The sequence below is a fragment of the Haemophilus sp. THUN1692 genome, assembly GCF_059704395.1.
This window is the reverse complement of record NZ_AP046579.1, coordinates 714,962-740,547: the sequence shown is the minus strand read 5'-3', so window position 1 is coordinate 740,547 and position 25,586 is coordinate 714,962. Positions and strand designations below refer to the sequence as shown.

Here is a 25,586-nt window from a genome sequence, read left to right as displayed (position 1 = left end):
TCATCATGAACACTGAAAATATCCAACAACACCCTCATCATAGTACGCTTGTTTCAATTATCTGGAATATTGCTAATGGACTTCGTGGGACTTACCGTCCGCCGCAATATCGCCGCGTGATGTTGCCTTTGATTGTGCTTGCTCGTTTTGATGCTATTTTATTTAAGCATGTAGATGCAATGAAAACACAGTATCAGGCAAAACAATCTTTATTTAATAATGAGTTAAGTATTCTTGATGCTAAAATAAATGCAGAAACTGATGAGGCAAAAAAAGAAAATCTAGAAAATCAGAAAAAAGCCAAGATTCAGATTTTTAATAACCAACTTGATCGCGAATTAACTGCAATTATTGGTTCTAACCGCAATCAAACGCTGTATAACGTCAGCGGTTTTAATCTTGCTCGTTTATTGGATGACCCGGACCACATCCGCACTAATTTAATTCAATACATCAACGGTTTTTCTTACAAGGCCAAAGATATCTTTGACAAATTTGAATTTGAAAAAGAAATCGACAAACTCGATGAAGCCAATCGTCTGTATAAAGTCCTGCAAACCTTTATCGGCGATTTACAATCTCATGGATTAACACTGTCGCCAGATATCATTTCGAACTCGCAAATGGGCTATTTGTTTGAAGAATTAATTCGTAAATTTAACGAACAAGCAAATGAAGAGGCAGGGGATCACTTTACCCCGCGTGAAGTCATCCGCCTTATGGTTAATATTGCGTTTGAAGAAGATCATCAAGAATTGTCTAAATCTGGCGTATACCGTGAAATCTACGACCCGACCTGCGGTACCGGCGGTATGCTTTCCGAATCTGAAAAAGCCCTAAAAGGATTTAACCAAAATATCAATCTCGGCTTATACGGGCAGGAGTATAACAACGAATCTTATGCCATCTGTTGTGCCGATTTATTGATTAAAGACGAGCCTGCTGAAAACATTATTTTCGGCGATACCTTAGGGGTAAAAAATGCCAAAGATAAAGGCAATGGTTATACCCCGCATGATGGACACCCAAGCAAACGCTTTGATTATATGTTTGCCAATCCGCCTTTTGGTGTGGAATGGAAAATCCAAGAAGATTACGTCAAAGAAGAATACGCCGATAAAGGCTTTAACGGGCGTTTCGGGGCTGGCCTGCCGCGTATCAACGATGGTTCGCTCCTCTTTTTGCAACATATGATGAGAAAAATGAAGCAGCCTGAAAAAGACGGTCAAGGCTCGCGCATTGCCGTGGTATTTAACGGCTCGCCGTTGTTTACCGGCGATGCCGGAAGCGGTGAAAGCAATATTCGCCGTTATGTAATTGAAAACGACCTGCTTGAAGCCGTTATCGCGCTACCGGATCAAATGTTCTACAACACTGGTATTTATACTTATATTTGGATTTTATCGAATAAGAAAAGCGCGAAACGACAAGGCAAAGTGCAGCTGATTAATGCGACACAGTATTTCCAAAAAATGCAAAAATCGCTCGGCAATAAACGCAACGAATTGTCAGAACAGCATATCGCAGAGATTACCAAACTGTATGCCAATTTTGCCGAAACCAAAGACAGCAAGATTTTTAACAACCAAGATTTTGCTTATTTGAGAATCACGGTAGAACGTCCGCTGCGCCTCAATTTCCAAGCCAGCGCAGAACGCATTGAAAAACTGTGGGAACAAACCGCCTTTGTAAATTTAGCCAAAAGCAAAAAACTCAAAGACGAAGCGCAGATTAAAGCTGATGAAGCCATTGGCGCTGCGCAGCAAAACGCTATTATTGCCGCATTAAATGGCTTGGGCGATGAATTATATAAAAATCGTGAGGCATTTTTAAAAGTGTTAAATCCAGCCTTAAAAGCCTTAGATTTCACCATTGGCGCACTGCTGAAAAAAGCGATTTTGGAAGCCTTAAGCGAGCGCGACCAAACCGCTGATATCTGTACAGACAGCAAAGGCAATAAAGAAGCCGATTCACAACTGCGCGATAGCGAATTAGTACCGATGCCGTCTGAAATGCCATTCCCATTAAGTTTGGGCTATGACAACGAAACAAATTTGGACGAATTATTGACCGCACTTCGTCCAACCGTGCAAGAGTATATGGAAGCCAAAGTCTTGCCGCATGTGCCGGATGCGTGGGTGGATGAAAGCAAAACAAAACTCGGCTTTGAAATTCCGATTAACCGTCATTTTTATGAATACCAGCCGCCGCGTGATTTAGCCGTTATCAAAGCTGAAATCAACGCTTTGGAACAAGAAATCATGCAAATGCTGGGCAATTTGCAATAACAAGCGGTCGGAAATTTTCCGGATTTTGCAAAATATCATCGTGGGGACAGTGGAAACCTCCCTGCGATGATATCGATAACGAGAGATAAAAATGAACAGATACGAAAGATACAAAGACAGCGGGATTCCTTGGTTGGGCGAAGTGCCGGAACATTGGGATACAATGTCGTTAAAATATATTTGTGATGTTAGAGATGGAACACATGACACTCCACAATATGTCTATGAGAGCGATAATTCATATCCACTAGTTACGTCGAAAGATATAAGTAACGGAAATATTAATTTTGAAAGTGCAAAATTTATTTCGGAAGAAGATTATTTAAATATTTCTAAACGTTCAAATGTAAATTTTGGTGATTTACTTATGCCCATGATTGGCACTGTAGGTGGAAGTGTATTGGTCGAAACTTATAGGAAATTTACAATCAAAAATGTTGCTTTATTTAAAGCTGGACAGTTTTGTGCTAAATGGCTTAAATACTTTTTAGATAGTGAGTTATCAAAAATCCAATTTGAATTAGAAAAAAATGGTGGTGTTCAAGACTTTGTTGGTCTTACTACTTTAAGGAATTTAATAATCTTAAAACTTCCACTAAAAGAACAAACCGCCATCGCCCACTACCTAGACACCAAGCTCGGTGAAATCGATGCGCTGATTGATAAGCAACAAACGCTGCTTGAAAAGCTCGCCGAACAGCGTACCGCCGTGATTACCCATGCCGTAACCAAAGGCTTAAATCCCGCAGCCCCGATGAAAAACAGCGGCGTGGAATGGTTGGAGGATGTGCCGGCGCATTGGGGTGTTAAGCGATTGAAATTCATGCTTTCAGAAAAATTAAAATATGGTGCAAATGAATCAGCGGAATCAGATGACCCTGAACAACCAAGATATATAAGAATTACTGATATTGATGAACAGGGTAATCTAAAAGATGATACATTTAAATCATTGGAATTTGAGAAAGCTAAAGATTATTTACTTAATGTAAATGATATTTTATTGGCTAGAAGTGGAACAGTAGGTAAGAGTTATCTTTATAAAGAAAATTTCAAAAATTTTGCGTGTTATGCTGGGTATTTAATTCGAGCTAGACTGGAACAAAAAAAATTTAATGCCAATTTTGTAAATTATTATTTTCAATCAACCAGTTATTGGGGTTGGATTAAATCTGTAAGTATTCAAGCTACAATACAGAATGTAAGTGCAGAAAAATATAATGATGTTGTGTTGTCTATTCCAGATTTACAAGAACAAAACAGTATTACTGACTACCTTGACCAAGAAACCGCCAAAATCGACCGTTTGTATGAAACTGTCAATCAAACCATAGGCTGTCTGAAAGAGTACCGCATGGCGTTAATTACCCAGGCGGTAACCGGGAAAATTAAAGTCACCGATGAATAAAGGGCATAGGTGGATTCAAGCCCACCTTACAATCAATAAAATGGGAGAAAACGAATGCACACCGAACAACACTTTGAAAATGAAATTGAGCATAGCCTGTTAACAGAAGGCGGTTATCAACAAGGCTTGGCAAAAGATTATGAAAAATCGACCGCACTTTTCCCAGCTGATGCCGTGGCATTTATTCAGACGACCCAGCCCAAATTATGGGATCGTTTGGAAATGCTGTTTAAAGATAAAGCGCAAGATGAGCTTATCAAAGCGCTGAATCAAGAATTAAACATTAAAGGCAGCCTGAATGTGCTGCGTAATGGTTTCCGAGTGGCAAACCGCACGGCAAAAATGGCGTATTTTGCCCCCAATTCCACTTTAAATGAAACCTCACAACAGCAATACGATGCGAATATCGTCAAAATTACCCGCCAAGTGATCACTGAATATAATGAGCGGATTGATATGGTGATTTCGGTAAACGGTATTCCTGTCAGCACGATTGAGCTGAAAAACGAGATGTCAGCAACCGGCTGGACGGTGGAAGATGCGAAGTATCAATACCGTAAAGAGCGCAATCCTCAAGGCAAGTTATTTGAATTTAAAAAACGCGCGTTGGTGCATTTTGCGGTGGATACACAAGAAGTTTATATGACCACCAAGCTTGAGGGCGAGAATACACGCTTTTTGCCGTTTAACCGTGGTTTTAACGATGGCAAAGGGAATCCGCCGGTTGAAAACGATGTGCGAACCGCTTATTTGTGGCGCGAGGTGTTGCGTAAAGATAGTTTAATGGAATTGATTGGACGTTTTTTACATTTGAGCCGTGAAGAACGAAAAATCCGCACGGATTCAGGCTTTCGCTATATTACCAGTGAAAGCATGATTTTTCCGCGGTTCCATCAGCTTGATGCAGTAAGAAAATTGATTGCCCATACTAAAACGCACGGTGCAGGGAAAAACTATCTGATTCAGCATTCGGCAGGCTCCGGCAAATCCAATACGATTGCATGGCTGGCGCATCATTTGGCTTCTTTGCATAATGCCGATGATGAAAAGATTTTTAATTCGGTGATTATCGTTACCGACCGCGTGGTATTAGACAGACAGTTGCAAGAAACCGTCGCACAATTTGAGCAAACCGATGGCGTGGTGCAGAAAATTGATAAGGATACCCATCAGCTTACGGCTGCCCTTGCGGCAAATGTGCCGATTATCATCACAACGATTCAAAAATTCCCTTATGTGATGCACAGCATTCAAACCAAGGCAAAACAGGGCGAACACATTTCGCTTGATACCGAGGGCAAACGCTTTGCGGTCATCGTGGATGAAGCGCACAGTTCGCAAACGGGTGAAACCGCCGGCGAATTGCGTCAAGTCTTGAATAAAAGCGGGATTGAAGCTGCGATTGCCGCTGAGTTTTTAGATCTGGAGGAAGATGAACAAGCCGATATTGAAGTGCAAAAAAATATCCTGCGCGAACAATTCAAACGCAGCCGCCAAGATAATTTGAGCTTTTTTGCTTTTACCGCTACGCCAAAATGGAAAACTTTGGCTTTGTTTGATGAGCCGAACGAGCAGGGTGAAACCCCATTCCATAGCTACAGCATGAAACAGGCGATCGAAGAAGGTTTTATTTTGGACGTATTGGCAAATTATGCGACCTATAAACAATATTTCCGTTTATTGCGGACTGCTGATAGCGATATTGAGTTGCCGAAGCATAAAGCGAAAAAAGAGCTGATGCGTTTTGTGAATTTGCATACAAGCGCAATCAGTCAGAAGGTTGAAATTATTATTGAGCATTTCCAGTCTGTAACTCGCCATAAAATTGGTGGCTATGCTAAAGCCATGGTAGTCACGAGTTCGCGTGAAGCTGCCGTTCGCTATAAATTGGCATTTGATGAGTATATTGCTGAAAAAGGTTATGAAGGGATTAAATCACTAGTGGCGTTCTCCGGCAAAGTGATTCTGTCGGAACAAACCGAAAAAGAATATTCTGAACCAAGCATGAATGGTGGTATTAAAGAAACTGAATTGCCCGAACAGTTTGACTGTGATAATTATCAGGTGCTTTTGGTTGCCGATAAATATCAAACAGGCTTTGACCAGCCCTTATTGCACACCATGTTTGTCGATAAAGTGTTGTCTGGCGTACAGGCGGTACAAACGCTTTCTCGTTTAAACCGTACGGCAAAAGGCAAAGAAGATACGTTTGTACTGGATTTTGTCAACGATCATGAAGCAATCTATGATGCCTTTAAACCTTATTACCAACGCACAGCATTAGGCGATATCCCGAGTGATGAGAAGTTGGCCTGTTTAGGCAACACGTTGGATGAATGGAAAATTTATACGCAAAGTGATATCGATGAGTTTGCAAATATTTGGTTTAGCGGACGAACAACGCCTACCAATAGTGACCATAAAAAGCTTAACGCAGTCATTGATAAGGCAATTGAAAAATATAAGCATATTTCAGACGACCCTAAGCATAATGAAGAACAACAAAAGCTCTTTAAAAGCCAGCTTCAGAGCTATTTGAATCTCTATTTGTTTGTTTCGCAGATTCTGCCATATGCTGATTCTATACATGAAAAACGCTATGTCTATCTCAAAGCCTTGATGATGAAACTTCCACGAGGCAAGCAAAGCGAAAAATTGGATTTATCCAAAATGGCGATTTTGCAATACTACCGCTTGCAACAAATCGGGGAAGGCTCTATCAAACTGAACGAAGGAGAGGCTGAACCACAAAAAGGCTCTACTGATGTAGGTACTGGCCAAGTGAGCCTTACTGAAGAATTGGATAAACTCATCAAAGAACTGAACGAAGCCTTTACAACTGAGTTTACATTAGCAGATCAGCTATTTTTTGAATCTGTCGAAAAATTTGCTCGCGAGAATCCTGATATTGTCGATGCCGCCAACAACAATCCTTTGTCATCATTTATGGATTATTTCAACACAAGGATTGATGATTTGCTGGTTGGACTGTTCGAACAGTTTGGTGAAAGTGTTGCTAAAGTACTAAATAACCCTCAAATTAAACATAAAGTCTGTCGCCGCTTGGCAAAACAGATTTATGAGAATGTTCATTTAGAGAAGTAGAACGTTAAGACTTAAAAGGCCGTCTGAGATTCAATTTTCAGACGGCCTTTTTAATATTAAAGTCTCATAACATTATAGAGCGTTGTAGCAATGCGAAAAATTGAGTTTCTCATATGGTGACATATAAATTCTTATTTTTATCATCCTAAAATTTACAGTAAGGAAGATATCACTATGTCGAAAATAAAAATTTCTAGATTTATATTTTACGGCACAGTTTTGACTAGTATTTTGGGCGGGATATTCTTCACGAATTATGAGCCTATTATAAAATATACATTCGGGGAATGAGCCTATACTTATTTCGGGGATTGGAAAATATTTGTAGGGCTTGCCTTTCTCTATTTGAGTGTTTTTTTGGGGAGTACAAATTTGCCCTAGTTAAAAAAGCCTTGATTTCAGTAAAATCAAGGCTTTGTAATGTCGTATAATGACGTATGATTTTGATTGTTGGTGGGCTGGGGGAATATGAATTTTTAATTTAACTATTTGAAATAAAATAAGTAATTATTTATCTTGTTTCATTTTTCATACAGCTATTCCTACTAAAATTTTTATCTAGGTAATTATATTCACGTCAGTTTTACTTGGTTTTGAGTATATGTCAAATCGGCTCTTTGTACAATAAAAACCGCACCTTTCGATGCGGTTATAGTCAATATTGGAATTTCATTTTACAACGCGCTTTGAGCTATTTCAAGAAAACCCTAAAAATCCATATCGTGCTGCTTGCCCTTCTTCTCGCTCTCATACGCCGTTTTACAGTGATTCCGGTCAAAGAAAATCCCATTAATCACGTAATACAACACGCGCCAGCGTTTTTTCGGTTGTGGTTTTAAACAGGCGCGGCGGTAAGTACGTGATGATAGCGTTTCATCGGCAGCACCGCCGGTTAAGGCGTTAAAAAATTGGTCAGCCCCAATCAGCATTGAACAGGAGATTGAACAATGGCAGTTCCAAGTAAATTAAAAAAATATGGCTACCACGTTGTGATTGCCACAGACCAACTGTTTAACGCCCTCACAGGTGGCGCAGCGGATGAAACCCTTTCCAGCCGCACTTATCGCGGTGCGATGTTAGCCGAGCAGCCGAAAAAACGCTGGCGCGTGTTGTATTACGTGATTAATGGGATTTTCTTTGACAAGAATCATTGCAAGACAGCGTATGAAAGCGAGCTTTCGCGTAAACAATACCCAGATGATTTTCAAACTAAGGCTGCTGAATAAGTAGCCTTTTTCTTTAGGAGAAATTATGTCAATCCTAGGTTCTATGACGGATGCTGTGAATAAGGCTAAAACACCGCAAGCCCCAACAATTTCCACTCAACCGCCGCCAAAAGATACATCACAAACAATGGCAGGCAATGTCTCTAATTTATTAAATAGCAATTCACTTTTAATGAATAGTGCGGCTGCTAAAGGAGAGCGTATGGCTGCTAATCGCGGCTTGCAAAATTCAACCATTGGTGTGGAATCTGCTCAACGTGCAATGCTTGATGCGGCAATGCCAATTGCAAGCCAAGATACGCAAAATGCGTTTGCGGAAAAACAAACTCGCTTACAAGCTGATTTAAGTTTCCAAAATCAAAGTAAGCTCAATCAGCAACAAAATCAATTCACCGCATCGCAGGCAGAATTAGAACGTGGTCATCAGCGTGGAATGGCGCAATTACAATCTGACCTAGCTTATAACAATCAAAGCAGATTGAATCAGGCGCAGAATCAGTTTACCGCATCTCAAACTGCACTTGAACGGCAACAACAAAAAGATATGGCGAATTTGAATCATCAAAATGAGATGAAGAACTTAAATGCGCAAGTCGCGGCGAACACTATTGGTAAATCCATTGATTTCACCATGCAAATCACCAGTAACTTCGATGCGCAAATAGCCACGATCTTGAATAACTCGAATATGAAAGCTGAGGATAAAACAAAGGCGATTGAGCAGCTAAAAGCAAGTCGAGATTCAGAGATTCAATTTATGAGTAAGTTTATGCAGGGAATTCCGACCACTAGACAAAACTGGTCGTCATTTCCTAGCTTAGGTGTTCCGTCAATTCAAATTAGTTAAGAGGAGAAAGGTTATGGCGTTTTGGGATGGTGCGTGGAGCGCAATTACGGGTGCATTAGATGTGGCTGGGGAAAATGGTGTAAAATCAAATGGATGGCTAACAAATGTAGGTAATGCGTTAGGAACCGCAACAGATTGGATGGACAAGCATAAAGCAGCAAGCAATATTATCGGTAATGTTATTGCTGGTGCCGGTGGTTATTTTGCACAAAAACAATCTGGGAAAGATTTAATTCGTCAGCAACGTGAGTTATTAAATCTGCAAGATCAGATGAAATCAAAATATTCAGCCGTACCAGATGCGGATTGGTCGTATAAAAGTTTGACAGTAGATGATTCTCCTGGGTTAGCAAATGGCGGTATTTTGACTGAAATGAAGAAACGTTCTGAAACTAAAGGGGCTAACAATGGCAGAGTTGCATGATAGTTTTGGTGAATCAATGGAAAAAGCTGGCTATGAGCGAGCTAGTGATTCTGATTCATCCTTTTCCGGTGGCGGTGGTTGGCGAGAAGATAACAGTAGTGATAGTTATCGCAGTACGTCAGATAGATGGAATGACCATAAATCTAGATATGGAAAAGACAAAGTCTATACTGATGCATTTAATGAGCGAAGAAATAACTCTAGTTGGAGTAGTGGTTACAGCGCAATTAGCCGAACAATTAGTGAAAAATATCATTCGCTTTCTAATGGTCAAATGAGTGCTGCTGTTCCAGAAAAAGATCAGAAAACACTCACTGGAGGTTTATTTGGAAAAAGTTACTCCAATACTCCTTATTCCGAACGCACTCCTTCTATATTTGATAGAAACATACGTGGTTCAATGACATTAAATAACGGCGATGCATGGTCAAGCGATCCCCAATATTCATCCGTTCGAGACCAGGCGACCATTAATAGTCACGACCGTATTAAACGGGGCGAAGAATTGAACTTAATTGGTCGTGCTGTAGGAGGCGTTTTTAGTGGGGTGGGTGGGGCAGCAACAACTCCAGTTGGCAAAATTGCTGAAGGTGCGGCAAATCTTGGGCTTTCCCGCGTTGGGGATTTATCTCGACAATTCAAAAGCAACCAAGAGCAAGCGTATTATGATAGCCTCACTCCAGAGGGGAAAGCGTATTATGATACAAGAGTAGATTTCATTGATAAATCTTATAAGAATGCTCGGGAAAAATATGAAACGAACGATAAATGGATCGATAGAGGTATTACAGCTGCACAAGTAGGTTTATCTACTTTAGGGCCTCCTGGTGCGATGCTGGCGTCTGGGATTGGTTTATTAGGTAAAGCGATCAACAAAAAAGACACGATGACAAAATCATTACGTGATTTAACAGAGACGCTTAACTCTAACGCATTAAATAACCACATCGCACAACAAAATGAATTAGCTGAAAAAGAACGCCGAGCGTATAAGGAATTTATGGCTGGGCGTGATTTACGCAGTGACAATACACAACCCAAAGGCATACTTAACACTATGCATAATCGTATGCAAAATATAGAGCATGATAAACAGGTCAAAACGAGTGACGTTCCTAACCTAAGAAATTACTGGGCAAATATCATCGTATCATAGGAGAAATTCATGGGTATTTTAGATTCAATGACACAACAATCACAACCACAGACAACAGAACAAAGTGCGGTCGAAAATCCACAGGGTTCACAACAACAGGGAAGTATGGCGCAGATGTATCAAATGTTGATGCAAAATTCCATTAATGCTATCGCAAATGTTGCGCAACAGCGTATTCAAGAAAAAGGACCAAAAGAAGGTATTGCAGATTTAGTCGCAAAAGCGATGATTTCAAATCTTCAGGCCGCGCAACAAAATGGCAAAACTATTCCGCCGCAAGTGATGATGCAAGTCGCTAAAGATTTAGCTATGCAATTATTACAGCAAGTTGGTGTGCCAGAAGAGCAAATTGATGATGTATTGATTGATATTTTAATGAATGCGCTTGAGCAATTTGGCGAAGCAACGCACGGTGCGTTACCTCAGGAAGAAGAACAGCAATACGTTGATATGATCAACAAAGTGGCTGAAATGGAAAGCCAACGCCGTGCGCAAGTGCAAAATGGCAAATCACAACCAATGCAACAAGGGGCGTAATTTATGGGATGGGGTGGAATTTTAGGTGCGATGACACAAGGATTGGGAACTGGTATTGTCAAAAATGTTGAGCAAGGGTGGAAAGATGAAGAAACTCAAAAGTTGTTAGATTGGAAAACGGCAGAAGCCGACAAACAACGTGCTTTTGATAGTGAATTGCTTGATAAAAAATACAAGCATGAGTTTGAGCTTGAAGATCATAGAACTCGTAATGAGATTTCAGCGGCGGCTGCAAAAGCACGAATTTCAGCACGTTATTCTCATAGTGGTGAATCAGAAGCGCAAAAAAATCTTCTCGGCGCAACTCAAACTCTTGGTATTTATGATAGCCAAATACATGCTTTGCAAGAAAAATTGTCTGCAACAGAAGATAAAGAGCAACAAAATGCGATTACTGCAAGAATCAATGCTGTTTCTGCTGAACGCGAGAATTATCTCAAACGCCCTGATACAATCGCTGCATTTAAGGGGGCTGGCCAGATGGGGCAAGCGCTTTATATGACCGGTGGTGGTGATATGGATTTATACAATCCGAAACCAGTGGAGCGCAAAACGGTAGCTGAGGATGTTAAATCTTCTGTCGCTCCTCCTGTGCGCAATATGATTGATGTAAATAATCTCACTCCACAACAGGCGGAAGATATTGCAAGACAAAAAAAGTGAAGAAGCCGCTCATTTGCAGTTTGCCAAAGCATCAGCTGATGCTAAAGATTGGGCGCAAAAACGCACACAGTATCAATCATCAACTTTTATTCCACGAACATTCTAAAAAGTGCGGTCAGATTTTCGCATTTCAATAAAAGCAAAAGGCGAGGTTTTAGCCCCGCCTTCTTTTGCTTGTTTAACAGTAAAGTTAATGTTTACTTGAATTAATTCTAACGTATCTAATCGTCCGTTACAGTTACAAAAGCGAAGTCTTTTTCCATAATTGCTTTTGCTCGCTCAAACTCTTCTGTTCCCTGTTCATCAGAACAATTTTCAACAAAGTCTATAAAATCCTGATTATCAATTTTCACAATGTTGTTTGATTCGTCATATACAACTTCGCTTGAAAAATAAAGTTACCCCTGTTCTTTCCATTATTTAGCTAATTCTTCTGATTGAAATACTTTTCTTGGATTCCCATCAAGGGAACAAAAACATAGGGTTTTGATAGATTCTCCTTTGATTTTGTCTCACGCATTATTCTTACCAAGAAATTTAATACTCAGGGAATAGAACAGTCCGCGGATCACTCACGGATCATTTTAAGTTATTATTTAGTTATATCGCCGTTAGTGAATTTTCTCTAAGGTATTGTTTTTATTGGCGTTGTTATGGCGAGGTTATTTAAAATTTGGGCTGGGGTCATCTGAATTGATGCGATTCAAGCCTTATTCTATAAGGGTTCTTTAAAATTCAAAGTTAAAATCTACTCCTAAATCTACTCCTAAAATCCAAAGTGCTCCCTAAATTCTATTCATTTTTGCAAATAACTATTCATAACCGTTTGAGATTCTAAGTTTCAATCTATGGTTTTTCAAGTTAGGGTAATGATAGGGCGGTTATCTGTAAAAAATAAAAATTTTCGCGGGAGATTTTTTTTGTGAAGTTTAATCACTTATTCACTTCTAACGGTCATTTTTCACTGTAAGTATTTGATTATAAAAGACGAAAAGACAAGTGATTAACAAGTGATACACAAGTGATAAAGTGATTAATGAAAGTGATTTATCACTTTTTTTGCCATTTAATCACTTCTGGCCACCAGCAAAAAAGAAAAATGCGATCTATTTGACCAATTTTCTAATTCACAAAAGGAAGGGATAAAGCATCTTGTTTCTGCTGCTTGTCGTGTAATGATGAGTGATGATTATCGCTAGTAGCTAGAGATTAAAAGGTACTCCTAAGGGGATCCCCTTTCCACGGGGTTTCGGGCGCGCGGTTTTCGGCTAATTTTTAGGTTTCTAGGCATCATCATCTTTCATCTAAAATCTTAATTTTGCGGTTGTAAAAATTGAGTTGAATGTACGGTTTTGACAGGTAAGCCCATAGCGATTTTACCCCTCGCGCGCGCGTACTGATCCCGAAATTCAATAAAAAAGGCTCAATGCATTTCATCAAGCCTTATTATTCAATTTCTAAATATTCTTGTTTTGGTAACTTAAAGGGCGGGTGTGAAGAATAATCAATAATCCTAACCTCTTTGCCATCTTCTAGCAGTTGGTAATGTAAAACATATTCCGAAGTTCTACACCCAAAAGGCTTTGAAGTATTAAATTGCCTTATTCCTGTATGGTAATGCCAGAGGTTATATTTAATTGCATATTTTACTTTTTTTATAAATTCGGGATCGTTTTTGCTTACGTCATCACTGCATTTATTTAACCCCTCAAGTCCTTCAAAACCAAATTCATAAACATGCTTAATAAATTCAGCAATCACTTTTCGATCTTGATTAGGGTAATTTTTAAATTCCTTTTGGAATAGTTTCCCAATCTTAATTGTCTCTACTGCATTAGCCATTGCTCTATATCCTTTGCACTAGCTAGATTTGGTATCGTGTCAAAATCATCATTTACGCGTTGCGTTATTCGCTCTAAATCATAAGTAAAAGAATAATGATTGATTTTACCAACCTGTGTGCGAAAGAATGATTTTAATAGGGATATTGAAATTATTTTGTTTTTCCCCGCCTCGTAAGTTTGTAACCACGGCTCTTCTTCGTGTGTCATATCCCTTAATTTCCATGCGGAGAATTGACCGTACTCACAATAAACATCATCTAATAGCCTGCCTATATGTTTAGGATAAATAGACTCATCAAAGTTACTAGGGGTTGGCAAAGCATCAGATTTATAGGTTTTATATGATTGATAGAGTGCGCTAACAACTGGGCCGTAATCCCATGCCTCTATAGGGTCATTAAATAATGGCTCATCGAATAATGCGATAGAAAACCCTTGCGCATAATAAACTAACTTTTGAAGTTTTAAGTTTGAGATTAAGTCATTTTCTTTAGAAGATGTGCCATATTTTGCTAGAAAATAATTTGCTACATCATAACAAGTCAGCATAATCTCCCCCCTTTTTTTAATTCATGTTTCTCTTAGGCGTTCCCCTCGATTGAGCAAGAATTTTACAGGCACATCATCAAAAAGCAACATTCAAAGGTCGTTATTTAAATATAAACGGGTGTAAATAGTGATTTATATTGCTTTATAACAAAAAAGGCTCAATGCACTGCACTAAGCCTTGTTCTTATCTCCACTACGTTTAGTAAAGTTTTACCTATGAATCAATCAGAGCTATCCACCACCTAAAAAAATAAAAAAGTGTATAGATAACTAAAAAACACCGGGCACGCTGGGCATTTGGGCACGCACCTTTAAAATCAATAACTTAAATGCGATTTTCGTGCCCAATGCACTGGGCACGGCTGGGCACAAATTGGGCACGGTGAAAGATTGATTATTTTTTGACTGGGCACGGAAAGCCTATTTTTGGGCACGGAAAGCCTATTTTTGGGCACGGAAAGCCTATTTTTGGGCACGGAAAGGGGTAATTTGGGCACGCTATTTTTTATAAGTTATTGATATATTTATATTTTGTTGTTCTCGTGCCCAAAATGCCCAATATTTTTTAACTCATCTACACACGGAAAAAATTTTTTTTGTTTTTTTCCGTTGGTGGAATAAAAAAAAGAGCAAATCAATTATGATCTGCTCTTTATTATTGATAGTCTACACCTTTCAAAATGGGCTTTTTATTCTATTTCTTCGCTTTCCTCGTCCTCGTTTAAGATTTCCAGCACATAACATCGGATAGTTTTCCCTCCGCTTATTGTTTTGGGTAAACGGTTGAGGTATTTACGACCTCTCTCTTTTCCCTGTATTAACATTCCTGCACCCAATAAGATTTCATTTGCCTGTTTTTCATTAAAGCCTTTGATAACATCTTGAATATAAACTTGCGGAAATACCCAATATTTTTCGCTCTCTTGCAATTCTTTACTGTCGGCTAACTGGCGATAGCCTGCCGTATCGTTTGGTTCTTTCTGATTCGGATTGAAAGGAAAATCTAGAAATCTTGCCCCATTGCGTAAAAGCCAGCCATTCACCTGCTCAATGATTTGCTTTTCTTCTCGAGAATGTAGCCCATATTCATTTATCCATTCATTAAATCCGTGCAGAAGTGCGGTTTTATTTTCGCTTGTTTCCCAGCCTGTTAAATGCGCTGCCAACTGTAAAGCGGTTTCTAAAATGGCAAATCGCCCTGCCACTCGTTTTACTTGTGAGCTTGCATCATTTGGTAGCATCGCTTGCCATTGTTCGCTTAAACGCCCATATTCAACCGCTACCGCACTTTTATTTTCAAGCAGCCATTCTATCCACGCTCTGCCCATTGTGCCGTAGTAACGCCTTGTCATTGCGTTCAAATGGTCGGCATGGGCTTTACCATTGCCAAAATGATAAAACGTGCTAGTGGGCGTAATAGGGATATTTAACAGGCGGACTAATTGCCCTGCGTTAGTTTTGATATTGTCTTGTTTTAAATAAAGCTCTAAATCTTGCTCGCCCGTAGAAAATGCCAAAATACGCCAGCGGTTTAATTCTCTGTTTCCGCCGTCTTTTGCACCTTGTATTTTTCCCACACCATTAAATAACGCATAGGCGGTTTGCTCTACGTGCTTTTTGCTTGCCCCTTGTCCGATTTCATCAAGAGGAATAAAGCCATCATTACGCGCAGAAGCCTCGTTAATCAATCCTAGGCTTGTGCCGTTCCACGATAAACGGATTAAATCAGGCTCGCCATAAATTGAACTTGCAATATTGGCTATGGTGGTTTTTCCTGCGCTGGATTTACCAAATAAATGTACGCCAAAACTTTCCGCACCAATTAAGCCAATCAACGGGGCGGATAAAGAACAAGCCACGCCCAGCATCATTGAATGGTTGCCTCGGAGATATTGCCCTATTTCCCGTTGCCAGTCGCTTAGCGTACCTTTAGCTTGATAGCCTGTGCTGGTGGTTGATTTGCTGTTGAAATAAAGAGGGCGTTCAGGTTTTCCCAATACCTCGCCACTCGGCAGCACATAGGCGTTAAAGTCTGATTGCCAGCCCGTTTCATTTACGATTTGATAAATCGGCTTGTTCTGGGTATCTTGAAGAAAATCGGCTAAATGCGGTTTTAAGCGTTGGCTATTGGTAATTCTTAACCCGTTTTGTTTGAGTAATTGCCAGCCTGCACGCTCGCCAATATCCGCCCAGGGTAAGGCAATTAAAATCGGCTCGGGCTTGCCTTGTGCTTGAAATGAAAGCATTGAAAAATAATCGCTATCAGAAAGCCCAATCCCCACGACATCAACACAATCAGCCAACCATTCGCATTTATCCATCATTTCGCCCGTGTCCTTGTCTAACTTCGGCACAACCCTAAAAAGCCCCTCTATGCCATTCTCCTTGCGTTTTTCGGTGTAGGGCTGGTGGTTATCTCGGACAGGTTCACAAATTGGCTTAATTTCCCCGTGATAGGTGTCTCCATTGCGTAACCGTTGAATATATCGGCTTACATCGTCCAATACTTCGCCCGCCTCATTGCAATAAATGACACTATCTGCGCTGGTGGATTGCACGATATTTAAATAAATACGCTCAAGCGTTTCATTTGAGAGGGCTACGCCATTATTCGCCTGTATTAAGCGGATAGACTGGGTATTTTTAGGCGCAATGCGATAACTTTCTATATGCTCTAAAATCTCACTATCAATCACCACGCAAGGGAATGATTTCCCTTGCTCGCCTAGTGTGTTTTCTAACTCAATTTCTACCGCACTTTTGCCCATTTCATTAAAATGCTTTGCGATGGTTTGCGCTTGCGTGCCTATGCAGATAGTAACAAGGCTTTGCCCTGTGGGGTCTTGTTGTTTAGCGTAAGGGGCATTGATTAATTTAGCCATTTCTTGCCCCCTTGCGCTGCATCAATCCCTAATCCAATTCCTGCACATTGCTTAAATAGAAACGTATCTTTAAACTGAATCACACGAATTTGCGCAGTAGGGTAGATAGATTTAAAAGGTGCTATCGCCTCCTCTAAATCTGTACGTTCTCTTTTCCCCTCTGCGTGAATAATGGGCGCTCGCGCATTGCCTAAGACAAATTCTAGCGTGTAATGGTTTAAATTAATGGCTCTGACGTTCGTTAGTTTCCCTTGTCGAGCATAAGCGCGGTGAAGGCTTAAAATATCCCCTTTGGTTTCTCGCATTGCGACAACAGTCAGCATAAATAAATCATCAACAACATGATAGCCAGCAGTCAAAATAAAGGCGGTTTTACTCATCGCCCACCCCCTGTAATTTCTCGCCCTCAATGCGTTCAATATTTAGTCGCTCAATTTGAGCCACTACCTCGCCAAACTTATGAATCAAATAGCCGTTAGCTTGATTAAAGTCTTTTAGGGCGGTTTGATTATCTCGGCAAAATGTTACCCCTTGAGATTTAGCCAGCGCATTAAAGAGCTTTCCACCCGCTTTTAGTCGGTCGATTAAGTCCATCATTTCATCACGCATTTTTAGCTTATGATGAAAATCATCGGGGTAAACCTCTAAACACTTGCGATTGCTGTCTAAAATTAGCTTAAATTGTCGTGTAAGCTGGGTAAATTGAAAGGCTAAAGGGTTAGCCCATAGTTTCCCTTGATATTTGCTTTTAGCCTCGATACGTGCGTTTCCTTGCGTATTTTTAATTGCTTTGCTACTTTCGCAAATCGCTTCAGAGTTTCGCAGTTTTCTTTCGCAGTTTTCATTCACAACGCCAGTATTTACAAGGGTTTGTGAGGAAATTAGCTCTTTCGCAAATCGCTTCGCACTTTCGCAGTTTTTAACCGAACCAAAATTGGATTGGTTCATTTCATTCACGAACTGATTTATCTTTCTTTGCTCGTTGTTTTTCTTCCATTGCTCAAGCTGTGCCATTGCATTAGTTGGTTTCATTTTCTTCCCCTTTCAAAATCGTGATCACTTCTAACACTCGACCGCAAATATCGGATTGTCCTATTTCGTGTTTACATCTGATTTTTGCCTGTAACGCCTCTCTAAGCGTGCCATATTCGCCCGCTATGAATTGGTCGCCATTGTCATAAACAAAGATTAATTGATAGGGTAGGTTCGGTTTAATCGTCATTTCTTTCAATCTCCCCATCTAAGCCACCTGCAAGATAATATTCGCTTAAGCTCGCCGTTTCTCTTAACGCATTGAGTAGATAGGCATTTGCCTTGATTAATCCCCCGATATGTTTCACGTTATCGTTATTCATTGCTTTACGAGTAAAATCCTGCTCTGTGTCGGCAAGATTGCCTAAGGTTTGCATTAAGTCGCCTAAGTGCATTAAGCCATATTCGATAGATTCGCAAAGATTTTCAGATTCACTGCGTAAGTCTTTTAATTTTTCCTTACTCATTGGCACAGGGATTTGCTTGTAGTTGTTAATGTCGTTAAAGTCCGCCATCTCTTGAAGTGCAGATAAAATTGATTGATTAAACATTTGCGCCCCCTTGTGTTGCAGATACAGAAAGGGTAGGAAGTACCGCTAAAGTGCGGTTGTTTTGAGGGTAGATTTTCATTGTATGGTCTCTAGTAAGTGAATAGAACTTACCGACCGTAGTAGGGTGCGGTAAGGGTTCAACTGCTACCATACAATAGCCCACGTTATTCGTGCGGATAAACTCCGCCTTATTTCCGTGTGTCGCCCTTACCGCTAATTCTGAATGATAGGTATAACCCGCTGGTTCATACCCATTGAAAGGAATTTTTGGTAAAAAAATAGCGCATTGATTACGGTTGCGCGTGCCGTGTATGGTTTCAGTGCTTTCAATACTACCTACATCTTCACATTTCGGCAAGCTGTGATTATTTACAGAGAGAGGAAAACGCGCGGCTAAAGTGCGGTTGTTTTGAGGATTGATTCTCGCCACCACCGCAATAAAACGATAATCAGCAGATAGGCTCAAACGTGCCTGTTCTTCGGTGGTGGAATTAAGAGATATGACGCATAAGTTAAAATGCGATTGTGTGCGATTGACGCAAAGAAATTTGTAAATCATTTCTGCGGTGTCCTTTAGTAAATTTTGGAGAGTTACCGCAAGTTTTCCTACGACTGGCGGTAACGCATAACAGGGTAGGAAAACTGCTACTAAAGGAGAGCAGTCAACCGCTAAGGGTTGCCCATTACGCGTTACCATTGAGAATAGTCTATCAGAAGATAGATTATTTTTGAGAGGTGCGCGAACGCTACGAACAAAAAAAGCGCATTGTGGCGCGCTGTTCGCCTTTAGTAAATTCAGCTTCCTACGGCTGGCTCTCGATTTTTCGAGAACATTTTTACTATAATGCAATGTAAAGCTAGGTGCAAGCGATTTTTGTGCTTTAGTGCGGTTAAATTTCGGGTTGATTTTTGCAACGGTGACGAGGTGGCGAAAATCAGTGTTAAGGCTTAATCTTGCGCTTTCTTCGGTGTTGACGTGAATAGTTTGAATGCACAAATTAAAGTGCGATTGTGTGCGATTGACGCAAAGAAATTTGTAAATCATTTCTGCGGTGTCCTGTGATAAATTTTCAGAATCTACCGCTAGACTTCTCACGGTCGGGCGGTAGAGCATAACGAGGTGAGAAACTGCCACCACAGGAAAGCAGCCAACCACTAAGGGTTGCCCATTACGCTCTACCATTGAGAGAAAGATTGGATTTTGAATAGATAAAACAAAATCCGCATATTCTTTAGGTGTGCGAATGTCACGAACAAAAAAAGCACGGTTTTGTGGCGTGCTATCGTTCGCCTGTGATAGATAGTTCAGCTTCTCACGGCTGGCAATCACTTTTTCTGATTGCAGGGAAATCATAGCGACTTTCTGGAACGCTGGCAAGCTGTGATTATTTCCATTAGTTGAAAACGTGCGGTTGTTTTTCAGTGGGTTTTGATTAATTCTGCCAACGAATAACAAGGTGTCGCCATCGGTAAAACGTGAACGTGCTTGTTGTTCATTATCGGCAAGAAGTCTGATTTTGATTTGAGGTGCGCGAATAAGCGCGAAAATGAATTGATACATTTTGCGTAACTCCGTATGTAAACACTTGAGAGTTACCGCGTAAAGTTTGCAGGCTTTGGCGGTAACGTGTAACGGTCTGCAAAACTGCCACATACGGTTAGCAGCAAAGGGCGAACCTTTACCGCTACACGCTACCATTGAGAGAGATTTGTAGATTTGATGAATAAAAACAAAATCCGCAAATTCTTTAGGTGAGCGAATGTTACGCATAAAAAAACACGCTTTAGGCGTGCTCTGCGCCGTATGTAAATAAGTCGAGTTTGCAGGCTCGGCAATCGTTTTTTGCGACTGCGGGGAAATAATGCCATTTTGCGATGAGGTTGTAAAGAGGTTTGACAGAACAGGAAGAATAATTAGAATATCCTCAAGCCATAAACGATAGGGCATAGCACGTTACGGACGTTAAGCAGGTGCCAGTTGTGAACCAAGCACTATGTGAGATTTATGGCTTCTTTTTCTTTTAGAGTTTCATCATTTGATAATAAGCATCACTCCCTATTATTTCGGGAACTCCCTACTTTTTCGGGATTGCCATTTCACACTTAAAAATAGACAAATTTACCCTTGTTTTTTCCCCATTTTTGCTGTTTGTTTTTTGTTCAATTTTTATTGGGTAGACATATATGTAGAACGTAGATATATATCTAGAACGTAATATACATAAGTAGAACGAACAATATATATAAGTAGAACGTACGTCAAAAAAACGAAAAAAAACAGAGCGAAATGCAAAATGAAAAAACACAAAAAAAGACAAGCATTTTACTTGTCTATTTTGATTCATCTGAACATTCACATCGCTACGCCTTCGGCGTGTTTCTGCAGAGAGAGATTTTAATCCGTTCATTTCTTCGCTTATCCCCACAGAGCCTTTTCAATTTCCTTTATGGTTGCCTCTAAATTTTCTCTTTCTTTCGTCATCCATTCGCCAGTATCAGCATTAGACGTTCTAAATCTTGGACGGCAAAAAGAAAATATTTGATACTCTTCCTTATTGGGTAATTTAGGCAAGGTTAAGCGAATCACTTTATCTTCCTTTGCCGTATCATTGAAATCAGCATATTCAATCTCTTCCTCTATGGGCGCACTAGTGCCGTAAAAAGCAACCTCCCCATCAGAGACAAGCTCAATAAAAGAGAGATCAGCCCCTTTGTCTGCGTGATAGTCGTTTACTCTAATTGTGAACATAAATTCTTGCTTGTTTTTGGTATTGGTTTTCATCAGCACAATCACACAATAAATTAGCCCCAATTTTTCCAGCGCCCTAATCCCATCCCAAAACCGCCTGCTTGTTTCATGTGTCATACCTTCGTTTATTGGCAAGCCTAACGATTCATTGATAAATTTGCAGGAAGTTGAAAACGAGGTAATTTGAGCGGTATCGCCATTTTTATAATTCCGTGCAGTGATTCCGCAAAGTGGTAAACCTTCCAACTCTTCATCACTGGCTATATCCCACTCTTGATGCACGCCATTAAACCCACCAAAACAAGCCATAGAGAGGTTTTTGTAGATAGTCAGTAGGATTATTAGGGTCTCTAGTTTTTCTTGCTCTGTGAGCGTTTTATCGCCATTTATTCGCATTAGTGCAGAATCGGCATTATTAGCCCCATCAACTATCGCTATAGGTAAATCTATATTTAGCTGGTGGTTATGAACTGTATAAGCTGTTTTGCCTTGAGATATGCACCGAGAAATGAAGTTATTTTGACTTAGTGTAACGAGTAGCGACCTGCCGTCTTGCCATCGGCATTGTAAGGCTTTCCTAATAGCGTCTGCGCCCGCATAAGTTTGAGTGAATGGTTTTTCTTGTGGGTTGTTGGGCTTGCCGTTTGTATAGCGCATTAATACGAGAAGAGAGGCAAGTAACCTAAAACTGCCTAATTGGCTAGCTCGTTGAATTAAATCAAAATCAGCTTGGAAATATTGCCCTGCTTTTGAGTGTTTTTTTGTCATCCCTTTTAGCTCCGCTTTTTGGTGATAGACTGGATTGAATCAGTTAATTTTTTCAATGTGGCTATATGGAAAGCCATTTTTTCCGATTCGTTTTGTTACCGTGATTTGATAGGGTTTGTTTTTAAACTGCTCAAGATCAATACCTTGCTCAACCTGTTTTGCAGTTAATGTAGCACGGTTCAAGCTCTCGACTATTTCTGCAAGGTTTGAGCCCGATTTAAAAATAGGCGTACAAGTTCGCATTAATTTTCGCCCCTTGTAAAACCCTTCATTGATTTCAAATAGAAAGCCCAATCGCTCGCCATAGCCTGACTTTATAGGCTTTATCTCAACCAACAGAGCAGAATATTGTCCGCTTTTAACAAGTCTTTTTGAATTGTCTTTTACGATCATAATTTCTCCTGTGTTCTGATACTGATATAGTAATGATTTTATGAATCACAATGTTTTGCTATAATGCTTGCGAATTAACTTCATATTAATTCCTAGTTTAATTGGTTGCATAAGATAATTCCTTAGTTACGCCGTAGGGTTGTTTGTTTCCCTATGGCGTTTTGTTTTATAGGGTTGATGCAAGGCTAAAAGCCACCAGCAATAAGGCGATAAAGATTAGAAATTGCATCATCTCGGTAAAGTCATTCATTGTGTTTCTCCTTTATTCCGCTCTTTCACGCTCTGCCAGTTCGGATAATCTGCCTTTCCGCTCATGATAGCCCATATCAAGATTGATTAAGGCTGTGTTCGTTGTTTGTAATGTTTTTAATAGCTTCAGTTGCGATACATTAAACGCATCTCGAACATTGCCTACAATGCTGTGTTTAACTTTCCATTTCCGCACATTTGAACCAATAACAAGGCTATCTAGCATTTCTTGATTTTGGCTGTAGTGATAGGCTTTAGGTTTCACGCCCGCCCGCACCAATTGCGCCTTGATTGCATCAGTCATTTCCTTGTTTCGGTCTATGCTTTCCAATCGCTCTATAGTTTTTGATAGGGTGTTTTTATATATGGCAGGTGATGAAATTCTTAGCTGTTTTTCAGCCTCAATAAAATGCTGTCTTATTGCTCGCCCTATTTCGTTCTTTTCCATTAAACATAGGTGCTTTGCCATATCTAAAGACACGATATAATCAATCAACTTTTGCGGTCGTGCCATCGGTGAAAGCTGTTCATTATTTGCGCTCACCAATTCGGGGGAGCTCAAATTTTCTACAACCACAAAATCTTGATTTTCGATAAAGCCTGCTTGTTTGATTCTGGCTCTAATCCATGTGGAATAATCCCGCCCCACTTTTAAGAATCGGTGCACATCTCGGGCATTGATTCCGCTCACGCCATTAAAACGGTTCTGCGGATTAGCTAATAGGTTGATAATTTCTGCTTTGCTTGTATCAAGCTCCGATAAATCTAGTTCAATTCTATTTTTCATTGTCTATCTCCTTTGTTCTTTTTCTCATCATCTCTAAGTGTTTTTTCGTGGTGTAAAAACTCGTTTCTAATCGCTCGTTCTTCCGTAGCCCTGCTGTCATCTTCGTGAAGTCGTCTATTTCGCACTGAATCGCTACAAGGCGCTGTTCTAACACTTCAATAACCTCATCTATCGGGTATGGCTCGTTATCGCTGTATAGGCTCATAAACGTGAAGATTTGATGCGATTTTCTATAGTGTTGAATGGCTTGTTTAAGTAGAAAAAGATTGTTTTTTGCTATGGTGCATTTCACTATAAATTCTCCTCTTGGGGTTCATCGCTAAAGGTTACGTTAATCACGGCTGGCAAGGGTTTTATATCGCCCTCAAGATTGATTGTTTGTTTATCAAAGCCTAAAACTTTTGCTTGCCCCATTACGGCAGATACTGCAGAGGATAGATTGCCCTTTTTCATTGCCTCGCTGTAAATATCTTCTAGCTTGTTCAGAATGTCGCTCACAGTAATGTTATGTTCTTTGCGGTGTTCTACCTGCAATGCCTCAATCCTTGCCTTAATCTTGCTGTTTTCCATTAAATCAAAGGCTCGGCGATTGACGGTTTCAGGCTTCATATTTTCAGCGTCATAGGCTCGGCGATAGGCTTCGCTTGCGTTACCTGTTTCAATGTAAAACAGACAAAAATCACTTTGTTTAACCGTTAATTCATTCATCATTTCTTCTTCCTTTGCCTGTTAATCCACCAGCGGTAAATAATTCACATCATCTTTGTGTTCTTGATGAATAGCCAGCACTTCGATTTGCCGTTTCAAGTCGTCAATATCTGATAGCACTACACTTAATCTATCTAAAACAAACTCTAAGCCGTCTTTGTGAGTGAATGGGACTTGTACTTTCTCCCCGTCTTCGGTGGTGGCTGTTTTGGTAATTTTGCCATCTAATGTTGCATCTGCTATTTCGTAAGTTTCCTCAATAGCTCGGTAAATACTCCATAGCGTTGCATACTCGCGTTTTTCGGTGTTGGTCTGTTGATTTGTCTTAGTCATTTTTTCAGTCGCTCCTTGCTCGTTTAATTCAACATTCCGCCCATTTCGGTAAATGTCAGTTTTTCATCTTGGCAAAATTGTTGTTCAAGGTGTCGCATGGTTTCTTGTTTGGTATCAGTGGAAAGAATTTCAGCAAGTGGAATAAGTGCGCCATTTGCTTTCTTCATCGGGTTAAATGCAATGCTATTTTCAGAAAGTGCGGTAAGCTCTTGTTGCATTTCCTCATTAATCAGTAATGGGGCTTTTGTGCTTTGTTGAAGAAAAGCAACCATTATCAACGCCTCTTGCATTGTGTCAGCGTCAATGCCTAACGGTAGAAAATCACCTACTTCAAGCCATAAGACGGCATTTATTCCCCAATCCTCAGAAGTAACCGTTAAATGTGGAAATTGCGCCTTTGAATAAGTAATTGAAATCGGGGTATTAATTAAATCTTTACGCCCTTGTTCTGTTGTGCAGTCTTTGCAATCGGTCATTTTTAATTTCTCCTTAGTCGTTATATTGATGATTTTGGCTTACTTCATTTTGGTGCAGTACATACACGCCCACACGGTGCGATAATCCGCTTGAATCGGTTTCTTTGCGGTAAAAGGTATCAATATGAAAGCCTTTATCTCTGAGTTCCTTAATTCGTGCGGGTGGAAAGTAAATTCCTAGCTCTCGCAATTCGTTCGTGCTGTATGGGCGAGCATATAAACACTGCAAAATGTATTTCTGTTGTTCATAAACGCTAGTTGTATTGATTGCCATAGTTCCGCCTTAGCTAACTCTACATTCGTTAGCGAGTTTTAAAACGTAAGCATTAATTTCAGATTCAAGGAAACAAGTCGCCCCGTTTGCGACCTTGATTGCCTTAGGGAAATCAGGGCGATAGCGTTTGGCTTTTGGATTGCGCCAGTCGTCTAAGGTGGTAAGGCTCACGCCTAATCGTTCAGCAGTTGATTTACGTCTTAAAAAGCGTGGTGCTTGTTCTGTGTCGTTTGGTGGTGTGATAGTTTTGTCAGGCATAAATCCCCCATTATGTTGTAGATAGATACATATACCGCCTTATAGTGTCATTTGCGGTTCGAGGGGTATTGTGGGGAAT

General features: G+C 40.2%; 28 protein-coding genes. 10 read left to right on the top strand and 18 right to left on the bottom strand.

Annotation, left to right across the window (positions count from 1 at the left end):
• Nucleotides 1–5 precede the first annotated feature (5 nt).
• From AC6H0A_RS03515 to AC6H0A_RS03505, 3 genes are all read left to right on the top strand, one after another.
• Nucleotides 6–2,288 carry a type I restriction-modification system subunit M gene (locus AC6H0A_RS03515; RefSeq protein ID WP_497512441.1) on the top strand — a complete coding sequence of 761 codons (2,283 nt, stop codon included), beginning with the start codon at nt 6–8 and terminating at the stop codon, nt 2,286–2,288.
• A 91-nt stretch (nt 2,289–2,379) separates the two neighbouring features.
• Nucleotides 2,380–3,696: a restriction endonuclease subunit S gene (locus AC6H0A_RS03510; RefSeq protein WP_497512439.1), complete on the top strand. Its 1,317-nt coding sequence runs from the start codon at nt 2,380–2,382 to the stop codon at nt 3,694–3,696.
• Nucleotides 3,697–3,750: 54 nt separating this feature from the next.
• Nucleotides 3,751–6,801, top strand: coding sequence for a type I restriction endonuclease subunit R (locus tag AC6H0A_RS03505; protein ID WP_497512438.1), 3,051 nt, complete (start codon nt 3,751–3,753; stop codon nt 6,799–6,801).
• A gap of 707 nt (nt 6,802–7,508) precedes the next feature.
• Here AC6H0A_RS03505 and AC6H0A_RS03500 read toward each other — a convergent pair.
• On the bottom strand, nt 7,509–7,730 hold the full coding sequence (locus AC6H0A_RS03500; protein ID WP_005642886.1) for a hypothetical protein: 222 nt from the start codon (nt 7,728–7,730) through the stop codon (nt 7,509–7,511).
• A gap of 18 nt (nt 7,731–7,748) precedes the next feature.
• Here AC6H0A_RS03500 and AC6H0A_RS03495 point away from each other — a divergent pair, with 18 nt between their 5' ends.
• The 7 genes from AC6H0A_RS03495 to AC6H0A_RS03465 are packed head-to-tail and all read left to right on the top strand — an operon-like array spanning nt 7,749 to nt 11,760.
• The gene (locus AC6H0A_RS03495) at nt 7,749–8,027 is read left to right on the top strand and encodes a DNA helicase UvrD (protein ID WP_497512436.1); all 279 of its coding nucleotides are present in this window, start codon (nt 7,749–7,751) and stop codon (nt 8,025–8,027) included.
• 25 nt (nt 8,028–8,052) lie between these two features.
• Entirely contained in the window at nt 8,053–8,874 is an 822-nt protein-coding gene (locus tag AC6H0A_RS03490) for a hypothetical protein (protein WP_497512434.1), read from the top strand.
• A 13-nt stretch (nt 8,875–8,887) separates the two neighbouring features.
• Nucleotides 8,888–9,298 (top strand): hypothetical protein, encoded by a 411-nt coding sequence (locus AC6H0A_RS03485; protein WP_497512432.1) that lies wholly within the window; start codon nt 8,888–8,890, stop codon nt 9,296–9,298.
• Nucleotides 9,282–10,454, top strand: coding sequence for a hypothetical protein (locus AC6H0A_RS03480; RefSeq protein ID WP_497512430.1), 1,173 nt, complete (start codon nt 9,282–9,284; stop codon nt 10,452–10,454). The genes AC6H0A_RS03485 and AC6H0A_RS03480 overlap by 17 nt, the downstream gene beginning before the upstream one ends.
• 9 nt (nt 10,455–10,463) lie before the next feature.
• Entirely contained in the window at nt 10,464–10,991 is a 528-nt protein-coding gene (locus tag AC6H0A_RS03475) for a hypothetical protein (protein ID WP_005642874.1), read from the top strand.
• A 3-nt stretch (nt 10,992–10,994) separates the two neighbouring features.
• The gene (locus tag AC6H0A_RS03470; RefSeq protein WP_005642872.1) at nt 10,995–11,654 is read left to right on the top strand and encodes a hypothetical protein; all 660 of its coding nucleotides are present in this window, start codon (nt 10,995–10,997) and stop codon (nt 11,652–11,654) included.
• Nucleotides 11,635–11,760 carry a hypothetical protein gene (locus AC6H0A_RS03465; RefSeq protein ID WP_256867584.1) on the top strand — a complete coding sequence of 42 codons (126 nt, stop codon included), beginning with the start codon at nt 11,635–11,637 and terminating at the stop codon, nt 11,758–11,760. Before AC6H0A_RS03470 ends, AC6H0A_RS03465 begins: the two co-directional genes overlap by 20 nt.
• Before the next feature lie 115 nt (nt 11,761–11,875).
• On the opposite strand, the gene AC6H0A_RS03460 is transcribed toward AC6H0A_RS03465, so the two are convergent.
• The 17 genes from AC6H0A_RS03460 to AC6H0A_RS03380 all read right to left on the bottom strand — a co-directional run bounded on the left by AC6H0A_RS03460 (nt 11,876) and on the right by AC6H0A_RS03380 (nt 25,507).
• Nucleotides 11,876–12,007 (bottom strand): hypothetical protein, encoded by a 132-nt coding sequence (locus AC6H0A_RS03460; RefSeq protein WP_256867585.1) that lies wholly within the window; start codon nt 12,005–12,007, stop codon nt 11,876–11,878.
• 1,093 nt (nt 12,008–13,100) lie between these two features.
• Nucleotides 13,101–13,496, bottom strand: coding sequence for a hypothetical protein (locus tag AC6H0A_RS03455; protein ID WP_005642870.1), 396 nt, complete (start codon nt 13,494–13,496; stop codon nt 13,101–13,103).
• A complete protein-coding gene (locus AC6H0A_RS03450) occupies nt 13,481–14,047 on the bottom strand; it encodes a Panacea domain-containing protein (RefSeq protein WP_497512427.1) in 567 nt (188 codons plus the stop codon). Before AC6H0A_RS03450 ends, AC6H0A_RS03455 begins: the two co-directional genes overlap by 16 nt.
• 689 nt (nt 14,048–14,736) lie before the next feature.
• The gene (locus AC6H0A_RS03445) at nt 14,737–16,929 is read right to left on the bottom strand and encodes a DUF927 domain-containing protein (RefSeq protein ID WP_497512426.1); all 2,193 of its coding nucleotides are present in this window, start codon (nt 16,927–16,929) and stop codon (nt 14,737–14,739) included.
• Nucleotides 16,917–17,309, bottom strand: a complete 393-nt coding sequence (locus tag AC6H0A_RS03440) for a hypothetical protein (RefSeq protein WP_005642346.1) — start codon at nt 17,307–17,309, stop codon at nt 16,917–16,919. The genes AC6H0A_RS03445 and AC6H0A_RS03440 overlap by 13 nt, the downstream gene beginning before the upstream one ends.
• The gene (locus AC6H0A_RS03435; RefSeq protein ID WP_497512423.1) at nt 17,302–17,961 is read right to left on the bottom strand and encodes a hypothetical protein; all 660 of its coding nucleotides are present in this window, start codon (nt 17,959–17,961) and stop codon (nt 17,302–17,304) included. Before AC6H0A_RS03435 ends, AC6H0A_RS03440 begins: the two co-directional genes overlap by 8 nt.
• Entirely contained in the window at nt 17,948–18,151 is a 204-nt protein-coding gene (locus AC6H0A_RS03430; RefSeq protein WP_044233066.1) for a hypothetical protein, read from the bottom strand. Before AC6H0A_RS03430 ends, AC6H0A_RS03435 begins: the two co-directional genes overlap by 14 nt.
• Nucleotides 18,141–18,512 (bottom strand): hypothetical protein, encoded by a 372-nt coding sequence (locus tag AC6H0A_RS03425; RefSeq protein ID WP_005643904.1) that lies wholly within the window; start codon nt 18,510–18,512, stop codon nt 18,141–18,143. Before AC6H0A_RS03425 ends, AC6H0A_RS03430 begins: the two co-directional genes overlap by 11 nt.
• Nucleotides 18,505–20,460 (bottom strand): host cell division inhibitor Icd-like protein, encoded by a 1,956-nt coding sequence (locus AC6H0A_RS03420; RefSeq protein ID WP_497512421.1) that lies wholly within the window; start codon nt 20,458–20,460, stop codon nt 18,505–18,507. Before AC6H0A_RS03420 ends, AC6H0A_RS03425 begins: the two co-directional genes overlap by 8 nt.
• A gap of 468 nt (nt 20,461–20,928) precedes the next feature.
• Nucleotides 20,929–22,029 carry a hypothetical protein gene (locus AC6H0A_RS03415; protein WP_070047056.1) on the bottom strand — a complete coding sequence of 367 codons (1,101 nt, stop codon included), beginning with the start codon at nt 22,027–22,029 and terminating at the stop codon, nt 20,929–20,931.
• Nucleotides 22,030–22,068: 39 nt separating this feature from the next.
• Entirely contained in the window at nt 22,069–22,422 is a 354-nt protein-coding gene (locus AC6H0A_RS03410; RefSeq protein WP_070047057.1) for a DUF669 domain-containing protein, read from the bottom strand.
• Between the two features lie 262 nt (nt 22,423–22,684).
• Nucleotides 22,685–23,458, bottom strand: a complete 774-nt coding sequence (locus AC6H0A_RS03405; protein WP_497512418.1) for an antA/AntB antirepressor family protein — start codon at nt 23,456–23,458, stop codon at nt 22,685–22,687.
• A 291-nt stretch (nt 23,459–23,749) separates the two neighbouring features.
• A complete protein-coding gene (locus AC6H0A_RS03400) occupies nt 23,750–24,169 on the bottom strand; it encodes a terminase small subunit (RefSeq protein WP_005641961.1) in 420 nt (139 codons plus the stop codon).
• A gap of 18 nt (nt 24,170–24,187) precedes the next feature.
• Nucleotides 24,188–24,499 (bottom strand): hypothetical protein, encoded by a 312-nt coding sequence (locus AC6H0A_RS03395; protein ID WP_497512416.1) that lies wholly within the window; start codon nt 24,497–24,499, stop codon nt 24,188–24,190.
• Between the two features lie 23 nt (nt 24,500–24,522).
• Complete coding sequence (locus AC6H0A_RS03390; protein ID WP_005641965.1) at nt 24,523–24,975, bottom strand: hypothetical protein; 453 nt, start codon at nt 24,973–24,975, stop codon at nt 24,523–24,525.
• Between the two features lie 13 nt (nt 24,976–24,988).
• A complete protein-coding gene (locus AC6H0A_RS03385; RefSeq protein ID WP_179231052.1) occupies nt 24,989–25,249 on the bottom strand; it encodes a helix-turn-helix domain-containing protein in 261 nt (86 codons plus the stop codon).
• 9 nt (nt 25,250–25,258) lie between these two features.
• Complete coding sequence (locus AC6H0A_RS03380) at nt 25,259–25,507, bottom strand: helix-turn-helix transcriptional regulator (protein ID WP_005641968.1); 249 nt, start codon at nt 25,505–25,507, stop codon at nt 25,259–25,261.
• Nucleotides 25,508–25,586: the final 79 nt, after the last annotated feature.

Excerpts from the sequence above, each read along its gene's own strand:
- AC6H0A_RS03515 (WP_497512441.1), top strand. The coding sequence starts at position 6 with ATGAACACTGAAAATATCCAACAACACCCTCATCATAGTACGCTTGTT.
- AC6H0A_RS03510 (WP_497512439.1), top strand. The coding sequence starts at position 2,380 with ATGAACAGATACGAAAGATACAAAGACAGCGGGATTCCTTGGTTGGGC.
- AC6H0A_RS03505 (WP_497512438.1), top strand. The coding sequence starts at position 3,751 with ATGCACACCGAACAACACTTTGAAAATGAAATTGAGCATAGCCTGTTA.
- AC6H0A_RS03500 (WP_005642886.1), bottom strand. The coding sequence starts at position 7,730 with ATGCTGATTGGGGCTGACCAATTTTTTAACGCCTTAACCGGCGGTGCT.
- AC6H0A_RS03495 (WP_497512436.1), top strand. The coding sequence starts at position 7,749 with ATGGCAGTTCCAAGTAAATTAAAAAAATATGGCTACCACGTTGTGATT.
- AC6H0A_RS03490 (WP_497512434.1), top strand. The coding sequence starts at position 8,053 with ATGTCAATCCTAGGTTCTATGACGGATGCTGTGAATAAGGCTAAAACA.
- AC6H0A_RS03485 (WP_497512432.1), top strand. The coding sequence starts at position 8,888 with ATGGCGTTTTGGGATGGTGCGTGGAGCGCAATTACGGGTGCATTAGAT.
- AC6H0A_RS03480 (WP_497512430.1), top strand. The coding sequence starts at position 9,282 with ATGGCAGAGTTGCATGATAGTTTTGGTGAATCAATGGAAAAAGCTGGC.
- AC6H0A_RS03475 (WP_005642874.1), top strand. The coding sequence starts at position 10,464 with ATGGGTATTTTAGATTCAATGACACAACAATCACAACCACAGACAACA.
- AC6H0A_RS03470 (WP_005642872.1), top strand. The coding sequence starts at position 10,995 with ATGGGATGGGGTGGAATTTTAGGTGCGATGACACAAGGATTGGGAACT.
- AC6H0A_RS03455 (WP_005642870.1), bottom strand. The coding sequence starts at position 13,496 with ATGGCTAATGCAGTAGAGACAATTAAGATTGGGAAACTATTCCAAAAG.
- AC6H0A_RS03450 (WP_497512427.1), bottom strand. The coding sequence starts at position 14,047 with ATGCTGACTTGTTATGATGTAGCAAATTATTTTCTAGCAAAATATGGC.
- AC6H0A_RS03445 (WP_497512426.1), bottom strand. The coding sequence starts at position 16,929 with ATGGCTAAATTAATCAATGCCCCTTACGCTAAACAACAAGACCCCACA.
- AC6H0A_RS03440 (WP_005642346.1), bottom strand. The coding sequence starts at position 17,309 with ATGAGTAAAACCGCCTTTATTTTGACTGCTGGCTATCATGTTGTTGAT.
- AC6H0A_RS03435 (WP_497512423.1), bottom strand. The coding sequence starts at position 17,961 with ATGAAACCAACTAATGCAATGGCACAGCTTGAGCAATGGAAGAAAAAC.
- AC6H0A_RS03430 (WP_044233066.1), bottom strand. The coding sequence starts at position 18,151 with ATGACGATTAAACCGAACCTACCCTATCAATTAATCTTTGTTTATGAC.
- AC6H0A_RS03425 (WP_005643904.1), bottom strand. The coding sequence starts at position 18,512 with ATGTTTAATCAATCAATTTTATCTGCACTTCAAGAGATGGCGGACTTT.
- AC6H0A_RS03420 (WP_497512421.1), bottom strand. The coding sequence starts at position 20,460 with ATGCCCTATCGTTTATGGCTTGAGGATATTCTAATTATTCTTCCTGTT.
- AC6H0A_RS03415 (WP_070047056.1), bottom strand. The coding sequence starts at position 22,029 with ATGACAAAAAAACACTCAAAAGCAGGGCAATATTTCCAAGCTGATTTT.
- AC6H0A_RS03410 (WP_070047057.1), bottom strand. The coding sequence starts at position 22,422 with ATGATCGTAAAAGACAATTCAAAAAGACTTGTTAAAAGCGGACAATAT.
- AC6H0A_RS03405 (WP_497512418.1), bottom strand. The coding sequence starts at position 23,458 with ATGAAAAATAGAATTGAACTAGATTTATCGGAGCTTGATACAAGCAAA.
- AC6H0A_RS03400 (WP_005641961.1), bottom strand. The coding sequence starts at position 24,169 with ATGATGAATGAATTAACGGTTAAACAAAGTGATTTTTGTCTGTTTTAC.
- AC6H0A_RS03395 (WP_497512416.1), bottom strand. The coding sequence starts at position 24,499 with ATGACTAAGACAAATCAACAGACCAACACCGAAAAACGCGAGTATGCA.
- AC6H0A_RS03390 (WP_005641965.1), bottom strand. The coding sequence starts at position 24,975 with ATGACCGATTGCAAAGACTGCACAACAGAACAAGGGCGTAAAGATTTA.
- AC6H0A_RS03385 (WP_179231052.1), bottom strand. The coding sequence starts at position 25,249 with ATGGCAATCAATACAACTAGCGTTTATGAACAACAGAAATACATTTTG.
- AC6H0A_RS03380 (WP_005641968.1), bottom strand. The coding sequence starts at position 25,507 with ATGCCTGACAAAACTATCACACCACCAAACGACACAGAACAAGCACCA.